16 protein-coding genes and 1 pseudogene are annotated in these 17,875 nt (G+C 75.3%); 4 read left to right on the forward strand and 13 right to left on the reverse strand.

The genetic code is table 11. From position 1 onward, the window contains the following. Positions 1 to 100 precede the first annotated feature (100 nt). From JKP76_RS18445 to JKP76_RS18475, 6 genes are all read right to left on the reverse strand, one after another. Complete coding sequence (locus tag JKP76_RS18445; RefSeq protein ID WP_200492220.1) at positions 101 to 1,012, reverse strand: DegV family protein; 912 nt, start codon at positions 1,010 to 1,012, stop codon at positions 101 to 103. A 35-nt stretch (positions 1,013 to 1,047) separates the two neighbouring features. Continuing rightward, entirely contained in the window at positions 1,048 to 1,779 is a 732-nt protein-coding gene (locus JKP76_RS18450) for a histidine phosphatase family protein (RefSeq protein ID WP_200492221.1), read from the reverse strand. Then, entirely contained in the window at positions 1,776 to 2,996 is a 1,221-nt protein-coding gene (nadD, locus tag JKP76_RS21770) for a nicotinate-nucleotide adenylyltransferase (RefSeq protein ID WP_309233046.1), read from the reverse strand. Before nadD ends, JKP76_RS18450 begins: the two co-directional genes overlap by 4 nt. A gap of 518 nt (positions 2,997 to 3,514) precedes the next feature. Beyond that, positions 3,515 to 4,939, reverse strand: a complete 1,425-nt coding sequence (locus JKP76_RS18465; RefSeq protein ID WP_309229538.1) for a VWA domain-containing protein — start codon at positions 4,937 to 4,939, stop codon at positions 3,515 to 3,517. Positions 4,940 to 4,950: 11 nt separating this feature from the next. After that, entirely contained in the window at positions 4,951 to 5,838 is an 888-nt protein-coding gene (locus JKP76_RS18470) for a MoxR family ATPase (protein ID WP_200492224.1), read from the reverse strand. A 59-nt stretch (positions 5,839 to 5,897) separates the two neighbouring features. After that, positions 5,898 to 6,917: a glutamate-5-semialdehyde dehydrogenase gene (locus JKP76_RS18475; RefSeq protein ID WP_309233047.1), complete on the reverse strand. Its 1,020-nt coding sequence runs from the start codon at positions 6,915 to 6,917 to the stop codon at positions 5,898 to 5,900. 313 nt (positions 6,918 to 7,230) lie between these two features. Here JKP76_RS18475 and JKP76_RS18480 point away from each other — a divergent pair, with 313 nt between their 5' ends. The 4 genes from JKP76_RS18480 to JKP76_RS18495 are packed head-to-tail and all read left to right on the forward strand — an operon-like array spanning position 7,231 to position 10,451. Further along, a complete protein-coding gene (locus JKP76_RS18480; protein ID WP_242472014.1) occupies positions 7,231 to 8,220 on the forward strand; it encodes a metal ABC transporter substrate-binding protein in 990 nt (329 codons plus the stop codon). Then, positions 8,217 to 9,029 (forward strand): ATP-binding cassette domain-containing protein, encoded by an 813-nt coding sequence (locus tag JKP76_RS18485; protein ID WP_309233048.1) that lies wholly within the window; start codon positions 8,217 to 8,219, stop codon positions 9,027 to 9,029. The genes JKP76_RS18480 and JKP76_RS18485 overlap by 4 nt, the downstream gene beginning before the upstream one ends. Before the next feature lies 1 nt (position 9,030). After that, on the forward strand, positions 9,031 to 10,059 hold the full coding sequence (locus tag JKP76_RS18490) for a metal ABC transporter permease (RefSeq protein WP_200492225.1): 1,029 nt from the start codon (positions 9,031 to 9,033) through the stop codon (positions 10,057 to 10,059). Then, positions 10,056 to 10,451 carry a Fur family transcriptional regulator gene (locus JKP76_RS18495; protein WP_200492226.1) on the forward strand — a complete coding sequence of 132 codons (396 nt, stop codon included), beginning with the start codon at positions 10,056 to 10,058 and terminating at the stop codon, positions 10,449 to 10,451. Before JKP76_RS18490 ends, JKP76_RS18495 begins: the two co-directional genes overlap by 4 nt. A gap of 12 nt (positions 10,452 to 10,463) precedes the next feature. Here the strand turns inward: JKP76_RS18495 and JKP76_RS18500 are convergent, their stop codons facing one another. The 7 genes and pseudogenes from JKP76_RS18500 to JKP76_RS23665 all read right to left on the reverse strand — a co-directional run bounded on the left by JKP76_RS18500 (position 10,464) and on the right by JKP76_RS23665 (position 17,701). Beyond that, positions 10,464 to 10,946 carry a peptide deformylase gene (locus JKP76_RS18500; RefSeq protein ID WP_200492227.1) on the reverse strand — a complete coding sequence of 161 codons (483 nt, stop codon included), beginning with the start codon at positions 10,944 to 10,946 and terminating at the stop codon, positions 10,464 to 10,466. 42 nt (positions 10,947 to 10,988) lie between these two features. Further along, the gene (gene proB / locus JKP76_RS18505; RefSeq protein WP_200492228.1) at positions 10,989 to 12,104 is read right to left on the reverse strand and encodes a glutamate 5-kinase; all 1,116 of its coding nucleotides are present in this window, start codon (positions 12,102 to 12,104) and stop codon (positions 10,989 to 10,991) included. Further along, on the reverse strand, positions 12,101 to 13,471 hold the full coding sequence (gene obgE, locus JKP76_RS18510) for a GTPase ObgE (protein WP_375335661.1): 1,371 nt from the start codon (positions 13,469 to 13,471) through the stop codon (positions 12,101 to 12,103). Before obgE (JKP76_RS18510) ends, proB begins: the two co-directional genes overlap by 4 nt. Further along, positions 13,407 to 13,592 (reverse strand): annotated as a pseudogene (gene obgE, locus JKP76_RS24250) (GTPase ObgE); the annotation flags it as partial. The pseudogene obgE (JKP76_RS24250) and the gene obgE (JKP76_RS18510), both read right to left, overlap by 65 nt. Positions 13,593 to 13,710: 118 nt before the next feature. Then, positions 13,711 to 13,968 carry a 50S ribosomal protein L27 gene (gene rpmA / locus JKP76_RS18515; RefSeq protein WP_091984959.1) on the reverse strand — a complete coding sequence of 86 codons (258 nt, stop codon included), beginning with the start codon at positions 13,966 to 13,968 and terminating at the stop codon, positions 13,711 to 13,713. Positions 13,969 to 13,975: 7 nt separating this feature from the next. Further along, a complete protein-coding gene (gene rplU / locus JKP76_RS18520) occupies positions 13,976 to 14,287 on the reverse strand; it encodes a 50S ribosomal protein L21 (RefSeq protein ID WP_200492229.1) in 312 nt (103 codons plus the stop codon). A 234-nt stretch (positions 14,288 to 14,521) separates the two neighbouring features. Beyond that, positions 14,522 to 17,701 carry an Rne/Rng family ribonuclease gene (locus JKP76_RS23665; RefSeq protein ID WP_309233049.1) on the reverse strand — a complete coding sequence of 1,060 codons (3,180 nt, stop codon included), beginning with the start codon at positions 17,699 to 17,701 and terminating at the stop codon, positions 14,522 to 14,524. Positions 17,702 to 17,875 lie beyond the last annotated feature (174 nt).

The following is a 17,875-nucleotide window of genomic DNA, read 5'->3' on the forward strand; positions in this document are numbered from 1 at the left end:
GGGCCGGCCTGTGGACGTCAGCCGGCGCCGGGTCGGCCGTCCGGGGCAGGGTGCGCGCATGCCACCGCTCAGCGCTCCTGGCCCCCGACCCCGACGGCGGTCACCCGTCGGCGCCCTGCTCCGGGTCGTCCTGCTCCCGGCCGTCCTGCAGCTCGGTGGGGTCCTCCGGCGCCGGCGCGACGACGACACCGACCGCCCCGGGGCCCACGTGCGCGCCGATGGCGGCGCCGAGTTCGCTGACGTGCAGTTCGTGCGCCGTCGGCACGTGCTCGCGCAGCTCGGCGGCCAGCCGCTCCGCCCGCTCCGGCGCCGCGAGGTGGTGCACCGCGAGCGCGGCGGGCTGGCCGTCCACCACCTCGACGACTCGCTGCACCAGCCGGTGCAGGGCGCGCGCGGACGTGCGCACCTTCTCCAGCGGGACCACCCGCCCGTCCTCCACGTGGAGCACCGGCTTGACGGCGAGCGCGGAACCGAGGAGGGCGGCCGCCGGCCCGATCCGCCCGCCGCGACGCAGGTGCTCGAGGGTGTCGACCACGAAGAAGGTCCGGGTCGCCGCGGCCGTGCGCCGGGCCGTCTCGGCCACCTCGGCGGCGTCGGCACCCGCGTCCGCGGCGCGGGCGGCGGCCAGCACGGCGAAGCCGTTGCCCATGGCGGCCGACCGGCTGTCGACGACGGTCACGACGTGCTCGCCGACCTGCGAGGCGGCCAGGCGGGCGGCGTCCCACGTGCCCGACAGCTCGGCGGAGAGGTGGATGGACACCAGCCGGTCCGCCCCCGCGTCGAGCAGCCGCCGGTAGGCCGCGACGAAGTCCCCGGGGGTGGGGCGCGAGGTGGAGACCCGTCCACCGCGGGTGCCGAGCACCCGCGCCACGTCGTCGGGCCCCACCGAGCCGCCCTCGGTCCCAGAGCGACCCGCGAGGACGACGTACAGCGGGACGACCTCGATGCGGTACCGCTCGAGCAGCTCCGCCGGGAGGTACGCCGTCGAATCGGTCACGACGGCAACGGGCACGCGGCGAAGGTTATCGCCCGCCCGTGGAGAACCGGTCAGACGACCGCATCCGCGTCCCCGACCGGCCCCGCGGCGCCGTCCTCGGGGTTGCCGTCGGCCCGCGCGGGCACGCCCTCGGGGCCTGCCGCGAGCGGGGCCGGGGCCGATGCGTTGTGGTGCATGAGCCGCCAGGAGCCGGACTGCTCGCGCAGCTCGCTCCAGGCGCAGTTGCCCAGCGGCCCGAACACCCGGCGCTGCCCCGACCCGAGCCCCAGGAGCCGCTCGATGAGCCGGCCGCTGGTGCCGCCGTGCGTCACCACGACCGCGACCGGTGCCGGGGGCAGGTCCGCCAGCGCGGCGAGAGCGCGCTCGGCGACCTCCTCGGGCTCCTCGCCTCCGCGGCCGAGGACCGGGCGGCCGGCCAGCCAGTCCGCGAACTGGTCGGGGTACCGCTCGGCCACCTCGTCCCGCGTGAGCCCCTCCCACGAGCCCATGCCGTGCTCCTGCAGCCGGGGGTCCAGCCGGAGCTGCACGCCCAGCAGACGGGTCAGCGCGGCGGCGGTGTCGGCAGCCCGGTCCAGGTCGCTCGACACCACGAGCGTGTCGGCGGACAGCCGCCCGGCGGCTGCGAGGTGCGGCGCGGCCTCGACGGCCTGCCGCCGACCGACCTCGTCCAGCGGCGGGTCCATCCGGCCCTGGAAGCGTCCTGCGGCGTTCCACTCGGTCCGTCCGTGCCGCCAGAGGATCAGCCGGCGGACGGGCAGGGCGAGGGGCGCGTCGGAGCTCACCGGTCGGCGTCGTCCTCGGCGGGTGCCGCGTCCTCCGGGGTCGCCGGCTCGCCCTCCGCCGCAGACGCCCCGTCCGCTGCGGCTGACGGCTCGGCCGCCGCCTGCGCCGGCAGGGCGCTGTCGACGAACGGGATCGTCGGGCAGTCCTTCCACAGCCGCTCGAGGGCGTAGTAGGCGCGCTCCTCGGCGTGCTGGACGTGGACCACGACGTCGACGAAGTCGAGCAGCACCCAGCGGTTCTCGGTCATGCCCTCGCGGCGCACCGGCTTGATGCCGTGCTCGCGGAGGCGCTCCTCGACCGCGTCCACGATCGCCTGCACCTGGCGCTCGTTGGGCGCGGATGCGAGGACGAACGCATCGGTGATCGCCAACCGCTCGCTGACGTCGACGATCGAGACGTCGGTGGCGAGCTTGTCGGCGGCCGCCTGAGCGGCGAGCTGCGCGGTGTCCCGCGCCTCGGCCGAGGCGGTCATCGGGGTACCTCCTGGAACGTGGGTGAAGTGGTGGGGTCGTGCGGAGCAGCCGAGCCGGCCGGCGGTCGGTCGTACGAGGGCCGGTCGCCCACCGGGGGCCCGGCCGGGCCGGCCTGCTCGCCGCCGGTGACGCGCGGCCGGCGGGCGACGACGCGTGCCCTCCCGGTAGAGACCCCGCTTCTCGATGTACTGGACGACGCCGTCGGGCACCAGGTACCAGACCGGCATCCCGCGGGCGACGCGCCCGCGGCAGTCGCTCGAGCTGATGGCCAGCGCCGGGATCTCGACCAGGCTGACCCGCCCGTCGGGCAGGTCCAGGTCGGCGAGGGTGTAGCCGGGCCGGGTCACGCCGATGAAGTGCGCGAGGTCGAAGCACCGGTCCCCGTCGCGCCAGGTCATGATCTGGGCGAGGGCGTCGGCGCCGGTGATGAAGAACAGCTCGGCGTCCGGCCGCTGGGCACGCAGGTCGACGAGCGTGTCGATCGTGTAGGTCGGGCCGCCGCGGTCGATGTCGACCCGGCTCACCGAGAAGCGCGGGTTGGACGCGGTGGCGATGACCGTCATGAGATAGCGGTCCTCGGCCGGGCTCACCTGCCGGTCGCTCTTCTGCCAGGGCTGGCCGGTCGGCACGAAGACGACCTCGTCGAGCCCGAAGAGCCCGGCGACCTCGCTCGCCGCCACGAGGTGCCCGTGGTGGATGGGGTCGAACGTCCCACCCATCACACCGATCCGCCCGCCTGTCACCGACCGAGCGTATCCGGGAGCGCCGGAACGGGCCGTGCCCGCACCGGTCGGGCTCCCCCGGACGAGCGGCCCGGGCGCGCCCGCTCCGCGCCGGCCGGAGAGCGCTCCGCCCCGCGGCGACCGGCTCCCCCGTGCAGCCGGTCGCGGGCGTCTCCGCCCTACCGCGGTCGAGCGGTGCCGGCCCTCGGGAGCACCGGCACCGCCCTGACCAACGGCCGCCGCGCCCGGGGGTTACGCACGGGTACAGACAAACTGCTGCGCCCACGCGCGCGCCGGGCCCACGTGCACAGCCGCGCACCGGGTCGGCGCACCGGAGTCGATCCACCGTCGGGTCGACACGTCGACAGATCGACGAGGCGCCACGTCGACGCGGCGGCACGTCGACGAGGCGCCACGTCGGCGGATCGACTGCTCGACGCGGAGCGGCGGCCGGACCGGGCGGGTGCCGGGTCCGACCGCCGGCGGCCGTCGCGTGGTGCAGGGTCGAGCGTGAAGCAGGTCGGGCGTGGTGCAGGAGGTCAGAGCGTGGTGATGAAGTCCGCCAGCTGGGCGGCGTTGCGGCACTCCACCATGTCGATGACCTCGCCGTAGCGGTCGGCGGCGGAGTCCCCGCTCCCCCACTGCCGCTGCGGCTCCGGGTTGAGCCAGTGCGCCGAGCGGGACCGGCGCACCATGCTGGCCAGCAGCGGCACCGCGGCCGGCCGGTAGTTCGTCCGGGCGTCGCCCAGCACGAGCAGCGAAGTCTTCGGCCCGATCGCCGAGGCGTACTTGTCGGCGAACACCTCGAACGCCGTCCCGTAGTCGCTGTGCCCGTCGAAGGCCACCACCTTCGCCTCCTGCCCGATCCGCCGCACCGCGTCGGCGACGTCGGCCCCCGGGCTGAAGAACCGGGTGACCTCGTCGGTCGAGTCGACGAAGGCGAACGCGCGCACGCCGGTGAAGTGCTCCCGCAGCGCCTGGGTGAGCATCAGCGTGAAGTGGCTGAACCCGGCCACCGAGCCGCTGACGTCGCAAAGCACGACCAGCTCGGGCTTGTGCACCTTGCGCGGCCGGTGGTGGGTCACCACCGGCACACCCCCGGTGCCGAGCGAGGCCCGCACCGTCTTGCGGAAGTCCAGCCGGCCCTGGCGCCCGATCTTGCGGCGGGCGGAGAGCCGCACCGCGAGCCGGCGCGCCAGGGGCGCGACCGTCCGCCGCAGCTCGGCGAGGTCGGTGGACTGCGCCCGCAGGAAGTCGATCTGGTCGGCCAGCGGGCGCACCGCGTTCTTGGCGACGCGGTCGCGGCCCTTCTCGTCCGCCGTCCGCCGCCGCACCTCGGTCTCGACGGCGTTCTTGAACGCGTCCACCCGCTCGCGCACCGTCTGGCGGGCCACCTGCTCGTTGAGCCCGCCCCGGTCGCCCTCGGCGAGCAGCCCGGCCAGCAGCTGCGCGACGAGGGTGTCCGGCGACAGCGCCCGCATGACCCGGTAGCTGAAGTACGACTGCCCGGTCGGGCTGGGCTGCCCGCTGCCGAGCCGGTCCACGGCCAGCCGGGCGAAGCGGCGGATCGCGTCCTCGTCGCCCTCGAGCAGCAACTGGAACAGCTGGTCCCGCATCGCCTTGGCCAGCGCGGCGTCGTCCCGACGCGGACCGCCCTGCTGCGGCTCACCCGGCTCGCCGTCCCCCTCCTCCGACTCCTCGGAGTCCGAGGCCGTCGGCCGGTCCGACAGCGGCCACCACAGGTCGAACAGGACGTCGTAGGCCGGGCGCTGGGCGCCGCGCTGCAGCAGCACCGCCGCCAGCCCGTGCCGCAGCTGCTCGCGGTCGAGCAGGTCCACCACGGTGAGGATCTCCGCGGCGTCGACGGCCTGGCTGATGCCGACGGGGATACCGGCCGCACGCACCGCGCGCACGAACCCGTCGAGGTGCCCGGCCAGCCCGCCGAGCTCCTGCGAGCGGCTCACCGGGGCGCTCATCAGTTCAGCCGGAGCTCGGCGGCGGCGCGCTCCTGGTCACTGGCGTGCTTGAGCACCACCCCGAGGGTCGAGGCCATGGCCCCCTCGTCGAGGGTGTCCAGGCCCAGCTCCAGCAGGGTCTGCGCCCAGTCCAGCGTCTCGGAGATCGACGGCGACTTCTTGAGCTCCAGCGCGCGCAGCGCCCGCACGGTCTTGACCAGCTGGTCGGCCAGCCCCGGCGCCAGGTCGGGCACCCGCGACAGCACGATCTCGCGCTCGCGGTCGGCCGAGGGGTAGTCCAGGGCGAGGTAGAGGCAGCGGCGCTTGAGCGCCTCGGAGAGCTCGCGGGTGGCGTTGGAGGTCAGGATGACCATCGGCCGGCGGGTGGCGGTGATCGTGCCGAGCTCGGGGATGGTCACCTGGAAGTCCGACAGGACCTCCAGCAGCAGGCCCTCGACCTCGACGTCGGCCTTGTCGGTCTCGTCGATGAGCAGCACGGTCGGGTCGGTGCGCCGGATGGCGGTGAGCAGCGGGCGGGAGAGCAGGAACTCGTCACCGAAGATGTCGTCGTGGACGGTGTCCCAGTCCGCGCCGCCCTCGGCCTGCGAGGCCTGGATCCGCAGCAGCTGCTTCTTGTAGTTCCACTCGTAGAGCGCGCGGGCCTCGTCCAGGCCCTCGTAGCACTGCAGCCGGATCAGGTCCGACTCCGTCGCGGCGGCCAGCGCCTTGGCCAGCTCGGTCTTGCCGGTGCCCGCGGGCCCCTCGACCAGCAGCGGCTTGCCGAGCCGGTCGGCGAGGAACACCGTGGTGGCGATCTGGGCGTCGGGCAGGTAGCCCGCTTCGCTCAGCCGCTTGGACACGTCGGTGACCGAGGAGAAGTGCGGGGACTGCGACGGCGGACGGGGCAAGACAGCTCCTACGGGTGGTGGGGGTGGGCCGGCGTGGTGGCGCGGGCCGGACGGACCGCTCAGCGGATGTGGCCTCGGCCGGTGACGACGTAGGTGGTCGAGGTCAGCTCGGGCAGGCCGAGCGGGCCACGGGCGTGCAACTTCTGCGTCGAGATGCCGATCTCGGCGCCGAATCCGAACTCTCCCCCGTCGGTGAACCGGGTGGAGGCGTTGACGAGCACCGCGGCGGCGTCGACGCCGGCGGTGAAGGCGGCGATGGCGCCCGCCGAGTCGGCCACGATCGCCTCGGTGTGCCCGGTGGTCCAGCGCGCGATGTGCTCCAGAGCCTGCGGCAGGTCGTCGACCACGCGCACCGCCATGTCCATCGACAGGTACTCCGCGGCCCAGTCCTCGTCGGTGGCAGGCAGGACGGCGGGCGCGCCGGCGCCGACGGCCTCGAGGACGGCGGGGTCGCCGTGCACCGTCACCCCGGCGTCGGTCAGGGCGCCCAGCAGCCGGCGCAGGTGCGGGAAGTCGCGGTGCACCAGCAGCGTCTCCGCCGAGTTGCACACGCTCACCCGGTGGGTCTTGGAGTTGAGGACGACGGCCTCGGCGATCGCGGGGTCGGCGGAGGCGTCCACGTAGACGTGGCAGTTGCCCTCGCCGGTCTCGATGACCGGCACCCGGGACTCGCGCACGACCCGCTGGATGAGCGAGGCGCCGCCGCGCGGGATGACCACGTCGACCAGACCACGGGCGTTCAGCAGCTCGCCGACCGACGCGCGGTCGGCGGGCAGCAGCTCCACGAACCCGGCCGGCAGGCCGGCCTTCTCCCCCGCCTCGGTCAGCACTGCGATCAGCGCGGTGTTGGTGGTGAAGGCCGAGGCCGAGCCGCGCAGCAGGGCGGCGTTGCCGCTCTTCAGGCACAGGCCGGCGGCGTCCACGGTCACGTTGGGCCGCGCCTCGTAGACGATGCCGACGACGCCGAGGGGCACCCGCACCTGGCGCAGCTCCAGCCCGTTGGCCAGCCGCGACCCGCGGACGACGTCGCCGACCGGGTCGGGCAGTCGCGACGAGCTGGCGCAGCGCGGCCGCCACACCGGCGATCCGGTCGGCGTCCAGGCGCAGCCGGTCGACGGTCGACTCGGGCGTGCCGTCGGCGCGCGCGGCGGCCACGTCGGTGGCGTTCGCGGCGAGGATCTCCTCGGTCCGCTCCACCAGCGCCTCGGCCATCGCGGTCAGCGCGGCGTCCTTGGCGTCGGTGGGCAGGGTGCGCAGCACGCGCGCCGCCGACCGGGCACGCAGCGCGGCAGCGCCGATCAGCGGCAGCTCCGTGACGTCGAACACGTCCGCGAGACTACGCGTGCCCGCCCGAGCCCCTGCGCGAGCCGCACGCACGGCCGCCATGTGAGAATGGTTCTCATGTTCACGAGAAGGTCCCGCTGGGCCGGCGTCGCGCTCACCACCGCCGTGCTGGCGATCACCACCGGCTGCGGGAGCGACGACGCCGCGACCGACGACGGCGTGCAGGTGCTCGCCGGCTTCTACCCCCTCGAGTGGGCGGCCGAGCGGGTCGGCGGGGACCGCGTCTCGGTCGAGGCGCTCACGCCGCCCGGGGGCGAGCCGCACGACCTCGAGCTCACCCCGCGCGACGTCGCCGCCGTCGAGGACGCCGACCTGCTGGTCTACCTGGCCGGATTCCAGCCCGCGCTGGACGAGGCCGCCGAGACCGCCGGCGGCGACCACACCTGGGACGCCGGGGACGCCGCCGACCTGCTGACCGGCGACGCCCACGACGACGAGCACGACGCCGAGCACGACGCCGAGGAGGACGCCGGGCACGAGGACGGCGAGGACCACGGCCACGACCACGGCGACGACGTCGTCGACCCGCACTTCTGGCTGGACCCCGCCCGGCTGGCCGACGTCGCCGACGCCCTGGCCGACCGGCTGACCGAGCTCGACCCCGAGGGCGCGGACACCTTCACCACCAACGCGGCGGCGCTGCGCGCGGACCTCGAGGCGCTCGACGACGAGCTGCGCGCCGGCCTGGCCGACTGCGCGGTGAGCACCGTGGTCACCGCGCACGACGCCTTCGGCTACCTCGCCGAGCGCTACGGTCTCGAGGTGGTCGGCATCAACGGGCTGAGCCCGTCGGCGGAGCCCTCGCCTGCGCAGCTGGCCACCATCTCCCGGCTCGTCTCCGAGCGGGGTGTGACCACGGTCTACACCGAGGCGCTGGTCGACCCGGCCGTGGCCGAGACGGTGGCGTCGGAGGCCGGTGCCCGCACCGCCGTCCTCGATCCGGTCGAGGGGCTGAGCGACGACTCCGCCGGCGAGGACTACCTCGAGGTCATGCGGTCGAACCTGGCCACGCTGCGCGACGGGCAGTCCTGCTCGTGACCGGTGGACCCGCCATCCAGCTGCGCGCGGCGAGCATCGGCTACGGCGAGGTGCCGATCGTCCGCGGCGTCGACCTGACCGTCGACGCCGGCGAGGCCGTGGCGGTCCTGGGCTCCAACGGCTCCGGCAAGACGACGCTCGCCCGCGGCCTGCTCGGGCTGGCCACCGTGCTCGCCGGGGAGGTCACCGTCCTCGGCGCCCCGGTCGGCCGGCTGCACGAGCGCGGCCGGGTCGGCTACGTGCCGCAGCGGCACACGGTCAGCGGCACCGCACCGGCGACGGTGCGCGAGGTGGTCTCGGTGGGCCGGCTCGCCCGGCTGGGCCTGTTCCGCCGGCTGGGCGCGGTCGACCGCCGCGCCGTCGCCGACGCGGTGGACGCCGTCGGCATGACCGACCGCATGGAGGACCCGGTCGCGTCGCTGTCCGGCGGCCAGCAGCGGCGGGTGCTCGTCGCCCGCGCGCTCGCCGCCGAACCGGAGCTGCTGATCATGGACGAGCCGACCGCCGGGGTGGACGCCGCCAGCCAGGACGCGCTCGCCGGCGTGCTGGCCCGCGTCTCCGCCGCCGGGACGACGTTGCTGGTGGTCACGCACGAGGCGGGACCGCTGGCCGGGGTGCTGCACCGCGCCGTCGTCGTCGAGTCCGGCCTGATCACCTACGACGGCCCGCTGGCCGGCGCCGCGGCCGAGCCCGGCGGCGGCCACCACCACGGCGAGGACACCGGCCGCCCCGCCGGCCGGCCCGGCTACCGGCTCGACCAGCCGACGGTCACCGCTCCGCCGAACCGACCCCGCACCGCAGGAGCCTGACGTGGAGATCCTCGACTACTCCTTCATGCAGCGCGCGCTGCTGGCCTCGCTGATGGTCGGGCTCGTCGCCCCCGCCGTGGGGATCTTCCTGGTGCAGCGCCGGCTGTCGCTGCTCGGCGACGGCCTGGGCCACGTCGCGCTCACCGGCGTCGCCGTCGGCGTCCTCACCTCGACCGCCCCGGTGGGCACCGCGCTGGTCGCGGCCGTCCTCGGAGCGGTGCTCATCGAGCTGGTCCGCGCCCGCGGCCGGACCAGCGGCGACGTCGCCCTCGCCGTCCTGTTCTACGGCGGGATCGCCGGCGGCGTGGTGCTGCTGAGCCTCGCGCCCCGCGGGCAGGCGACCAACCTCGACGCCTACCTGTTCGGCGCGATCACCACCACCAGCAGCTCCGACGTGGCGGTGTTCGCCGCGATCGCCGTCGTCGTGCTCGCCGTGGTCGGGCTGCTCGGGCAGCGGCTCTACGCGGTCAGCGACGACGAGGAGTACGCCCGCGCCGTCGGCCTGCCGGTCCTCGCCCTCAACGTCGTGCTGGCCGCCCTGGTGGCCTCCACCGTCGTGCTCTCCATGCGCGTGGTCGGCCTGCTGCTGATCAGCGCGCTGATGATCGTGCCGTGCGCGGTGGCCCAGCTGGTCGCCCGCAGCTTCCGGCAGACGGTGTTCCTCGCCTGCGCCATCGGCCTGCTGGTCAGCCTCTCCGGCACGGCGACGTCGTACTACACGGGCACCCCGTCGGGCGGCACGATCGTGCTGCTGGCGATCGCGCTGTTCCTCGTCGTCTCGGTGGCCGTGGCGGTGCGCGATGCGACCGCCCGGCGCCGGCACCGCCGCCGCGCCGACGTGCACGCCGCGCACCCGCACGAGCACGGCGAGGGGTGCGGCCACCCGCCGGTCCCCCACGACGACCACGTCGACTACGACCACGACGGCCACCGGCACGCACCGCACCGGACCGGCACGGGCGTGCACTACGACGAGCACGGGGACGCCCACGAGCACCCCGCCGCCACGCCGCCCGGGAGCGCCCGGTGAACGCCCCCTCCTCCCGGCCGGCCACCCGCCAGCGCAGCGCTCTGCTGGCGCTGCTCGAGGAGCTCGACGGCTTCCGCAGCGCGCAGGAGCTGCACGGCCTGCTGGCCGAGCGCGGCGAGCGGGTCGGGCTGGCCACGGTCTACCGCGGCCTGCAGTGCCTGGTCGAGGACGGCCGGGTCGACGTCCTGCGCGGCGACGACGGCGAGGCCTCCTACCGCCGCTGCTCGACGGTGCACCACCACCACCTGGTGTGCCGCGTGTGCGGCCGCGCGGTGGAGATCAGCGACCCGCCGGTGGAGCGCTGGGCCCGCAAGGTGGCCGCCGAGCACGGGTTCGCCGACGTCGGCCACCGGATGGAGCTGTTCGGCACCTGCGCCGACTGCGCGGGCTGACCCCGCGGCCGCTCAGCGCTCGCGCAGCGCCCGCAGCGCGGACTTCCGGGCGTCGCCGGTGAGCCGGTCGAGGAAGAGCTTCCCGTCGAGGTGGTCGACCTCGTGCTGGAGGGCGCGGGCCATCAGCCCCTCGCCCTCGATCCGCAGCGGCTTGCCGGTGACGTCGAAGCCCTCGGCGACGCAGCGCAGCGCCCGCACGGTCGGCGCCCAGATGCCGGGCACCGACAGGCAGCCCTCGTCGCCGTCCTGGATCTCGTCGGAGCGCTCGACGATCACCGGGTTGACCATGTGCCCGATCACGCCGTCGACGTTGTAGGAGAACGCGCGGACGTTGACACCGATCTGCGGTGCGGCCACCCCGGCGCGGCCGGGGTTGTCCACGGTCTCCTCCAGGTCGCGCACCAGCGCGGCCAGCCAGCCGTCGAAGTCGGTCACCTCGTCGGACGGGGTGCGCAGGACCGGGTCACCGAACTCGCGGATGGGGCGGATCGTCACCCCGGCAGTCTCTCAGCCGGGCCGGGCGGGCCGGTCCCGGGCTCAGGGACGGCGGCGGACCAGCACCATCTCGTCGCGGTGCACGACCTCGCGGCGGTACTCCGGTGGCAGGTCGCCGGTCTTGTGGCCGAGCAGCCGGGGCAGCTCCGAGGCGTCGTAGGCGACCAGCCCGCGGGCGACGACGGTGCCGTCGAGGCCGATCAGCTCGACCGGGTCGTCGGCGACGAACTCCCCCGACACCGCCGTGATGCCGGCGGCGAGCAGCGAGGCGTGCCGCTCGCGGACGGCCTCCACCGCGCCGTCGTCCAGGGTCAGCCGGCCGCGCGGGCGGCTGGCATAGCGCAGCCAGAACTGGCGGGCGCTGGGCCGCCGGCCCATCGGCTGGAAGAGCGTGCCGACCTGCTCGCCGGCCAGCGCCGCGCCGGCCTGGGGCGTGGAGGTGACGACGACGGGGACCCCGGCGTGCGCGGCGATGAAGGCCGCCTCCACCTTGGTCGCCATGCCGCCGGTGCCCACGCCGTTGCGGCGGGCGGTGCCGAGGGTGACGGCGGCGAGGTCCGCGGGGTCGCGCACGGTGTCCACCAGCGAGGCCGGGCCGGAGCGGGGGTCGCCGTCGTAGACGCCGTCGACGTCGGAGAGCAGCACGAGGGCATCGGCCTGCGCGACGTGCGCCACGAGCGCGGCGAGCCGGTCGTTGTCGCCGAAGCGGATCTCCTCGGTGGCGACCGTGTCGTTCTCGTTGACGACCGGCAGCACGCCGAGGGTCAGCAGCCGCTCCACGGTCCGGCGCGCGTTGCGGTAGTGCCCGCGCCGGGTGAGGTCGTCGGCGGTGAGCAGCACCTGGCCGACGGTGACGCCGTGCGCGGCGAAGGCGTCGGCGTAGGTCTGCACCAGGCGCAGCTGGCCGACGCTGGCGGCGGCCTGCGCGGTGGCGAGGTCCCGCGGCCGGCCGTCCAGCCCGAGCGGTGCCAGCCCGGCGGCGATCGCCCCCGACGAGACCAGCACGACCTCGCGGCCGGCGGCACGCGCCGCGCCGAGGACGTCCACCAGCGCGGTCAGCCGCTCGGTGTCCAGGCCGCCGGGCAGCGTGGTGAGCGAGGAGGAGCCGACCTTGACCACGACCCGGCGGGCGCCGCTGATCTCGGGTCGAGCGGTCACGGCAGGTCCTCCGGCAGGTCGTCCTCGGTCCACCCCGACTCGCTGAGCTCGTACGGGACGCGGCGGGCGCGCTTGGCGGCCAGCCGCTCCTCGGCCCGCACGCGGTGCGGGGCGTCGATGCGGCTGTCGGTGCCGCGGCCCCCGAGGCCCGCGGACTCCTCGACGGTGAGCGTGCCGGCCGGCAGCGAGGGCTCCCAGTCGAAGGTGACCCCGCCGATGGTGACCGCGTCCCCGGCGACCGCACCGGCCTTGGCCAGCGCGTCCTCCACGCCGAGCCGGTTGAGCCGGTCGGCGAGGAAGCCGACGGCCTCGTCGTTGCTGAAGTCGGTCTGGCGCACCCAGCGCTCGGGCCGGACGCCGTGCACGAGGAAGCCGCCGGTGTCGAACTCGGTGTCGCGCTCCACGGTGAACCCGGAGTCGTCCACCGCCCTGGGGGTCACCGTGACCCGCGCGGGCTCCATGGGCGGCAGGCTGGCGCGGTGCTGCTCGACGGCGGCGGCGAGGGCGAAGCCGAACTCCTTGAGCCCCTCGCCGGTCGCGGCGCTCACCGGGTAGACGGCCAGGCCGCGCGCCTCGAGGGTCGCGCGGACCAGGTCGACCAGCTCACGGGCGTCCGGGACGTCGATCTTGTTGAGGACGGCGATCTGCAGCCGGCCGACGAGGTCGAGCTCATCGCCGCCGTATTCCGCCAGCTCGTGCTCGAGCGCCTCGATGTCGCTCTCCGGGTCGCGCCCGGGCTCCATCGTGGCCATGTCGACGACGTGCACGAGCACGGCGCAGCGCTCGACGTGGCGGAGGAACTGCACGCCGAGGCCCTTGCCGGTGGAGGCGCCCGGGATCAGGCCCGGGACGTCGGCCATCGTGTAGACGGTGTCGCCGGAGCGGATCACGCCGAGGTTGGGCACCAGCGTGGTGAACGGGTAGTCGGCGATCTTCGGCCGGGCCGCGGACATCGCCGCGATCAGCGAGGACTTGCCCGCCGACGGGAACCCGACCAGGCCGACGTCGGCGATGCTCTTGAGCTCGATGACGGCGTCGAACGCCTCGCCGGGCTCACCGAGCAGCGCGAAGCCGGGCGCCTTGCGCCGGGAGTTGGCCAGCGCGGCGTTGCCGAGCCCGCCCCGGCCGCCCTTGGCGAGCACCACGCGGGTGCCGGCGCCGACGAGGTCGGCGACCACGCGGCCGTCCGGGGCGCTGACGACCGTGCCGGCCGGGACCCGCAGGACGCGGTCCTCGCCCTTGCCGCCGTGCCGGTTGCTGCCCTCGCCCGGGCGGCCGTTTGCCGGCCTTCTGGTGCGGGCGGTGGTGGAAGTCCAGCAGCGTGTGCACGTTGGGATCGACCTCGAGGACGACGTCGCCGCCGTCACCGCCGTTGCCGCCGTCGGGCCCGCCGAGGGGCTTGAACTTCTCGCGGTGGATCGAGGCGACGCCGTGCCCGCCGTTGCCGGCCGCCACGTGCACGACCACCCGGTCGACGAAAGCGGCCATACCCGCACCGCCTCCTACCTGCTAGCGCCACGAGCGCACGGGCAGGTCGCCCGTGCGCTCGTGGCGACACGAATGTGCTGGGCCCGAGGGGCCCGCCCTGCCGGAGCAGGGAGCGTGCTCAGGCCTCGACGGCGCTGATGGAGATCGTCTTGCGGCCGCGGCGGGTGCCGAAGGTGACCGCACCGGGGGCGAGCGCGAACAGCGTGTCGTCGCTGCCGCGGCCGACGCCGAGACCCGGGTGGAAGTGGGTGCCGCGCTGGCGGACGATGATCTCGCCGGCCTTGACGACCTGGCCACCGAAGCGCTTCACGCCGAGGCGCTGGGCGTTCGAGTCGCGACCGTTGCGGGACGACGATGCGCCCTTCTTGTGTGCCATGTCGAGGTCAGCCCTTCGAGATGTCGCGGACCACGACGCTGGTCAGGGGCTGACGGTGCCCCTGCCGCTTGTGGTAGCCGGTCTTGTTCTTGAACTTGTGGATGCGGATCTTCGGACCCTTGCCGTGCTCGACGATCTCGCCGGTCACGGTCACCTTGGCCAGGGCCGCGGCGTCGCTGGTGACGGTGTCGCCGTCGACCAGGAGGATCGCCGGCAGGGCGACGCTGTCGCCGGCCGCACCCGCCAGGCGGTTGATCGTGAACGTGTCGCCCACGGCCACCTTGTGCTGGCTGCCACCGGCCTTCACCACTGCGTACACCACTGACTCCTCGTTAGCTTCTTCGTGTCCAGCTGTCTGCCCGGCGCGCACGACCGATCGGGCGCCGGGTGCTGGGCGGGCTGCGAACGCCTGACCCGGCGGCACCCGGAGGCGCCCGCGCGGTGGCGATGCAACCCGACCAGCGTACCTGAGCCGATCGACCGGGTCGACGTGACCTCGGCGGCTCCTCCGCCCGCGTCGCGCGGGTGCGGGTGCGGGTGGAGGAGCCCGGGATCAGCCGACCGGCGGTCCGGCCGGGCGGCTGGCCGCCCGGCGGCGGCGCGGGCGCCCGGTCGGTGCCACCTCGGGCGCGGGTGCGCTCTCGGCGGCAGGGGTGCTCTCGGGAGCGGGCACGATCTCGGGCGCGGCCGCCTCCAGGGCGACGACCTCCGGCACCGTGACCTCGGGCGCCGCGACCTCGGGCGCCGCGGTCTCCGTCTCGGCTGCCTCGGGCTCCGTCTCGGCTGCCTCGGGCTCGGCGGCCCGGGGCTCGGCGACCGCGAGCGGCGGCACGACGACGACGTCGTCGGACCCGCGCGGCGGCGTGGCCGGGTGTGCGTCGGAGTCGGCGTTCACCGGGGCGACGTCCTCGACGGCGACGGCCGGGACCTCGTCCTGGCCAGCGGCGCCCTCGGGTGCGTCCGTGGGGGCGTCCGCGTCGTCGCCGTGGGTGCCGGCCAGCACGGCGGCGTCCGCGGCGGCGCGCTCCTCCCCCGACTGGCCCCGGTTGCGGCGGCCGCGGTTGCGCCGCCCGCTGCGGGTGCCCTCGGTCGGCTCGGCGTCGCCGTCACCGGCCGGCCCGTCGCCCGCCTTCTCGGCGGGAGCCTGCTCAGTCGCGGCGTCGTCCTTGGCCGGGGTGTCGTCCTTGGCCGGGCCGTCGTCCTTGGAGCTGTCGCCGCCCTTGCCGGAGCGGTCCCGGCGGTTGCCGCCGGCGTTGCCCCCGCCCGAGTTCCCGGAGCCGGAGCCGCCGTTCCCCCCGCCGCGGCGCTTCTCGTCCACCGGGTCGGTGCTGACGGTGATCCCGCGGCCACGGCAGTGCTCGCAGGTCTCGGAGAACACCTCGAGCAGGCCCTGCCCGACCCGCTTGCGGGTCATCTGGACCAGGCCCAGCGAGGTCACCTCGGCGACCTGGTGCTTGGTGCGGTCGCGGCCGAGGCACTCGGTGAGCCGCCGCAGCACGAGGTCGCGGTTGCTCTCCAGGACCATGTCGATGAAGTCGATGACGATGATGCCGCCGATGTCGCGCAGCCGGAGCTGGCGGACGATCTCCTCCGCGGCCTCCATGTTGTTGCGCGTCACGGTCTGCTCGAGGTTGCCGCCCGAGCCGACGAACTTGCCGGTGTTGACGTCGACGACGGTCATCGCCTCGGTGCGGTCGATCACCAGCGAGCCGCCGCTGGGCAGCCACACCTTGCGGTCCAGCGCCTTGGCCAGCTGCTCGTCGATGCGCAGGTCGTGGAAGACGTCGCCCTGGCCGGTGTAGCGCGACAGCCGCGAGCTGAGCTCCGGCGAGACGTGGCCGACGTAGGCCTCGACGGTGTCCCAGGCGTCGTCGCCCTGGACGACCAGGCTCTTGAAGTCCTCGTTGAAGACGTCACGGATCACGCGGATCGCGAGGTCGGGCTCGCCGTAGAGCAGCGTCGGCGCGTTCGAGGTCGACTCGGCCTTCTGGGAGATGACCTCCCACTGCGCCTTGAGCCGGTTGACGTCGCGGGTGAGCTCCTCCTCGGAGGCCCCCTCGGCGGCGGTCCGGATGATGACGCCGGCGTCCTCGGGGACGATCCGCTTGAGGATGTCCTTGAGCCGCTGGCGCTCGGTGTCGGGCAGCTTGCGGCTGATCCCGGTCATCGAGCCGCCGGGCACGTAGACCAGGAAGCGGCCGGGCAGGTTGATCTGCTGGGTGAGCCGGGCGCCCTTGTGGCCGATCGGGTCCTTGGTGACCTGCACCAGCACCTTGTCGCCGGACTTCATCGCGGTCTCGATCGAGCGCTGCTTGCCCGACAGGCCCGCGGCGTCCCAGTTGACCTCGCCTGCGTACAGGACGGCGTTGCGGCCCTTGCCGATGTCGACGAAGGCCGCCTCCATGCTGGGCAGCACGTTCTGCACGCGGCCGAGGTACACGTTGCCGGCGAAGGACGTCGCCTGCGCCTGGGTCACGTAGTGCTCGACCAGCACGTCGTCCTCGAGGACGGCGATCTGGGTGCGCTCGCCGCGCTGGCGGATGACCATCGTGCGGTCGACCGCCTCGCGCCGGGCGAGGAACTCGCTCTCGGTCAGGATGGGCGCGCGGCGGCGGCCGGTGTCGCGGCCGTCCCGGCGGCGCTGGCGCTTGGCCTCCAGGCGGGTGGACCCGGCGACCCCGCGGACGTCGTCGTCGCTCGTGGTGCGGCCGTTGCGGCCGGCCCGCTCCGGGCGGTCGTCGTCGTCGGTGTCGTCGGAGGCGTCCTCGCCGCCCCCACCACCGGTGCGACGGCGGCGGCGCCGGCGACGGCGGGTGCTCGAACCGCCCGAGGCCTCGTCGGATTCGGAGTCGGAGTCGGAGTCGCCCTCGTCGTCCTGCTCGTCGGCGGCGTCCTCGTCGCTCTCGGCGTCGGCGGCGGGCGCCTGCTCGCCGGCCTCGTCGTCGCTCTCGCCCTCGCCGGTGCGGCCACGACCGCGGCCGCGGCGGCCACGGCGACGCCGGCGGCTGCCGGTGCCGTCGGCGGAGTCGCCGTCGTCCTCGGCGCCGGTCTCGTCGTCGGTGTCGTCGTCCTCGGTGGGCTCGACGTCCTCGGCGGGCTGCTCGGCGGCCGGACGGCGGCGCGAGCGCTGCCGGCCGGTGCGGGTCGGCTCGGCCTCCTCCTCGACCACCTCCGGGGCCTCGGCCTCGGCGGGCTCCACCTCCGGGGACTCGGCCGGACGGCGGCTGCGGCGGCGCGGGGCCGGCGGCGCCTCGACCGGGGCCATGAAGCTCACGAACGCCGGGACCGGGGCGACGGGGGTCGCAGGCGTCACCGGCTCGACCGCGTCGGGGTCGGGCGCCGCGGCCGGCCGGGTGGCCCGGCGGCGGGGCCGGGCGACGACGGCGGTCGGCTCGGGCGAGCTGAACTGCGCGCCGAAGCGGGAGCCGACCGGCTCGTGATCCGGCTCGGGCTCGGCCGGGGGCTCCGCGGCGGGGGTCCCGGGCTCGGCCGGGGCGTCTGCCCCGGCCTCGTCCGCGGAGGTCTCCGCCTCGTCCGCGGCGTCCGCGGCGTCCGCGGCGTCCGCGGCGTCCGCGGCGTCCGCGGCGTCCGCGGCGTCCGCGGCGTCCGCGGCGTCCGCGGCGTCCTCGGGGACCGAGGAGTCCTCGGACACCGCGGGCACCTCGGTGACCTCGTCGGGCGCGGGACCTGTCGCGGTCTCGTCGGAGCTGCTGGTGCTGTCGGTATCGGCCACGAGGGCTCGTCTCCTCATGTGCTCCCGGGCGCCGATCGGGTGACCGGCGGCCGCGCAGGGGCACGGGATCGGGCGGGGCGAGGCGTCGCACGGGGTACGGCGGCCGGCTCGTCCTGCGAAGTCTGTGGGCGGCTCTCGCGCGACGGTTGCCGCGGCGGGGAGCCGAACTGCCTG

Origin of the sequence: Blastococcus sp. TML/C7B (assembly GCF_016612845.1) — a bacterium.
Lineage (GTDB): Bacteria > Actinomycetota > Actinomycetes > Mycobacteriales > Geodermatophilaceae > Blastococcus.

Coding starts and splice junctions, on each gene's coding strand:
- rpmA (WP_091984959.1), bottom strand. CDS start 13,968: ATGGCACACAAGAAGGGCGCATCGTCGTCCCGCAACGGTCGCGACTCG.
- JKP76_RS18480 (WP_242472014.1), top strand. CDS start 7,231: ATGGTTCTCATGTTCACGAGAAGGTCCCGCTGGGCCGGCGTCGCGCTC.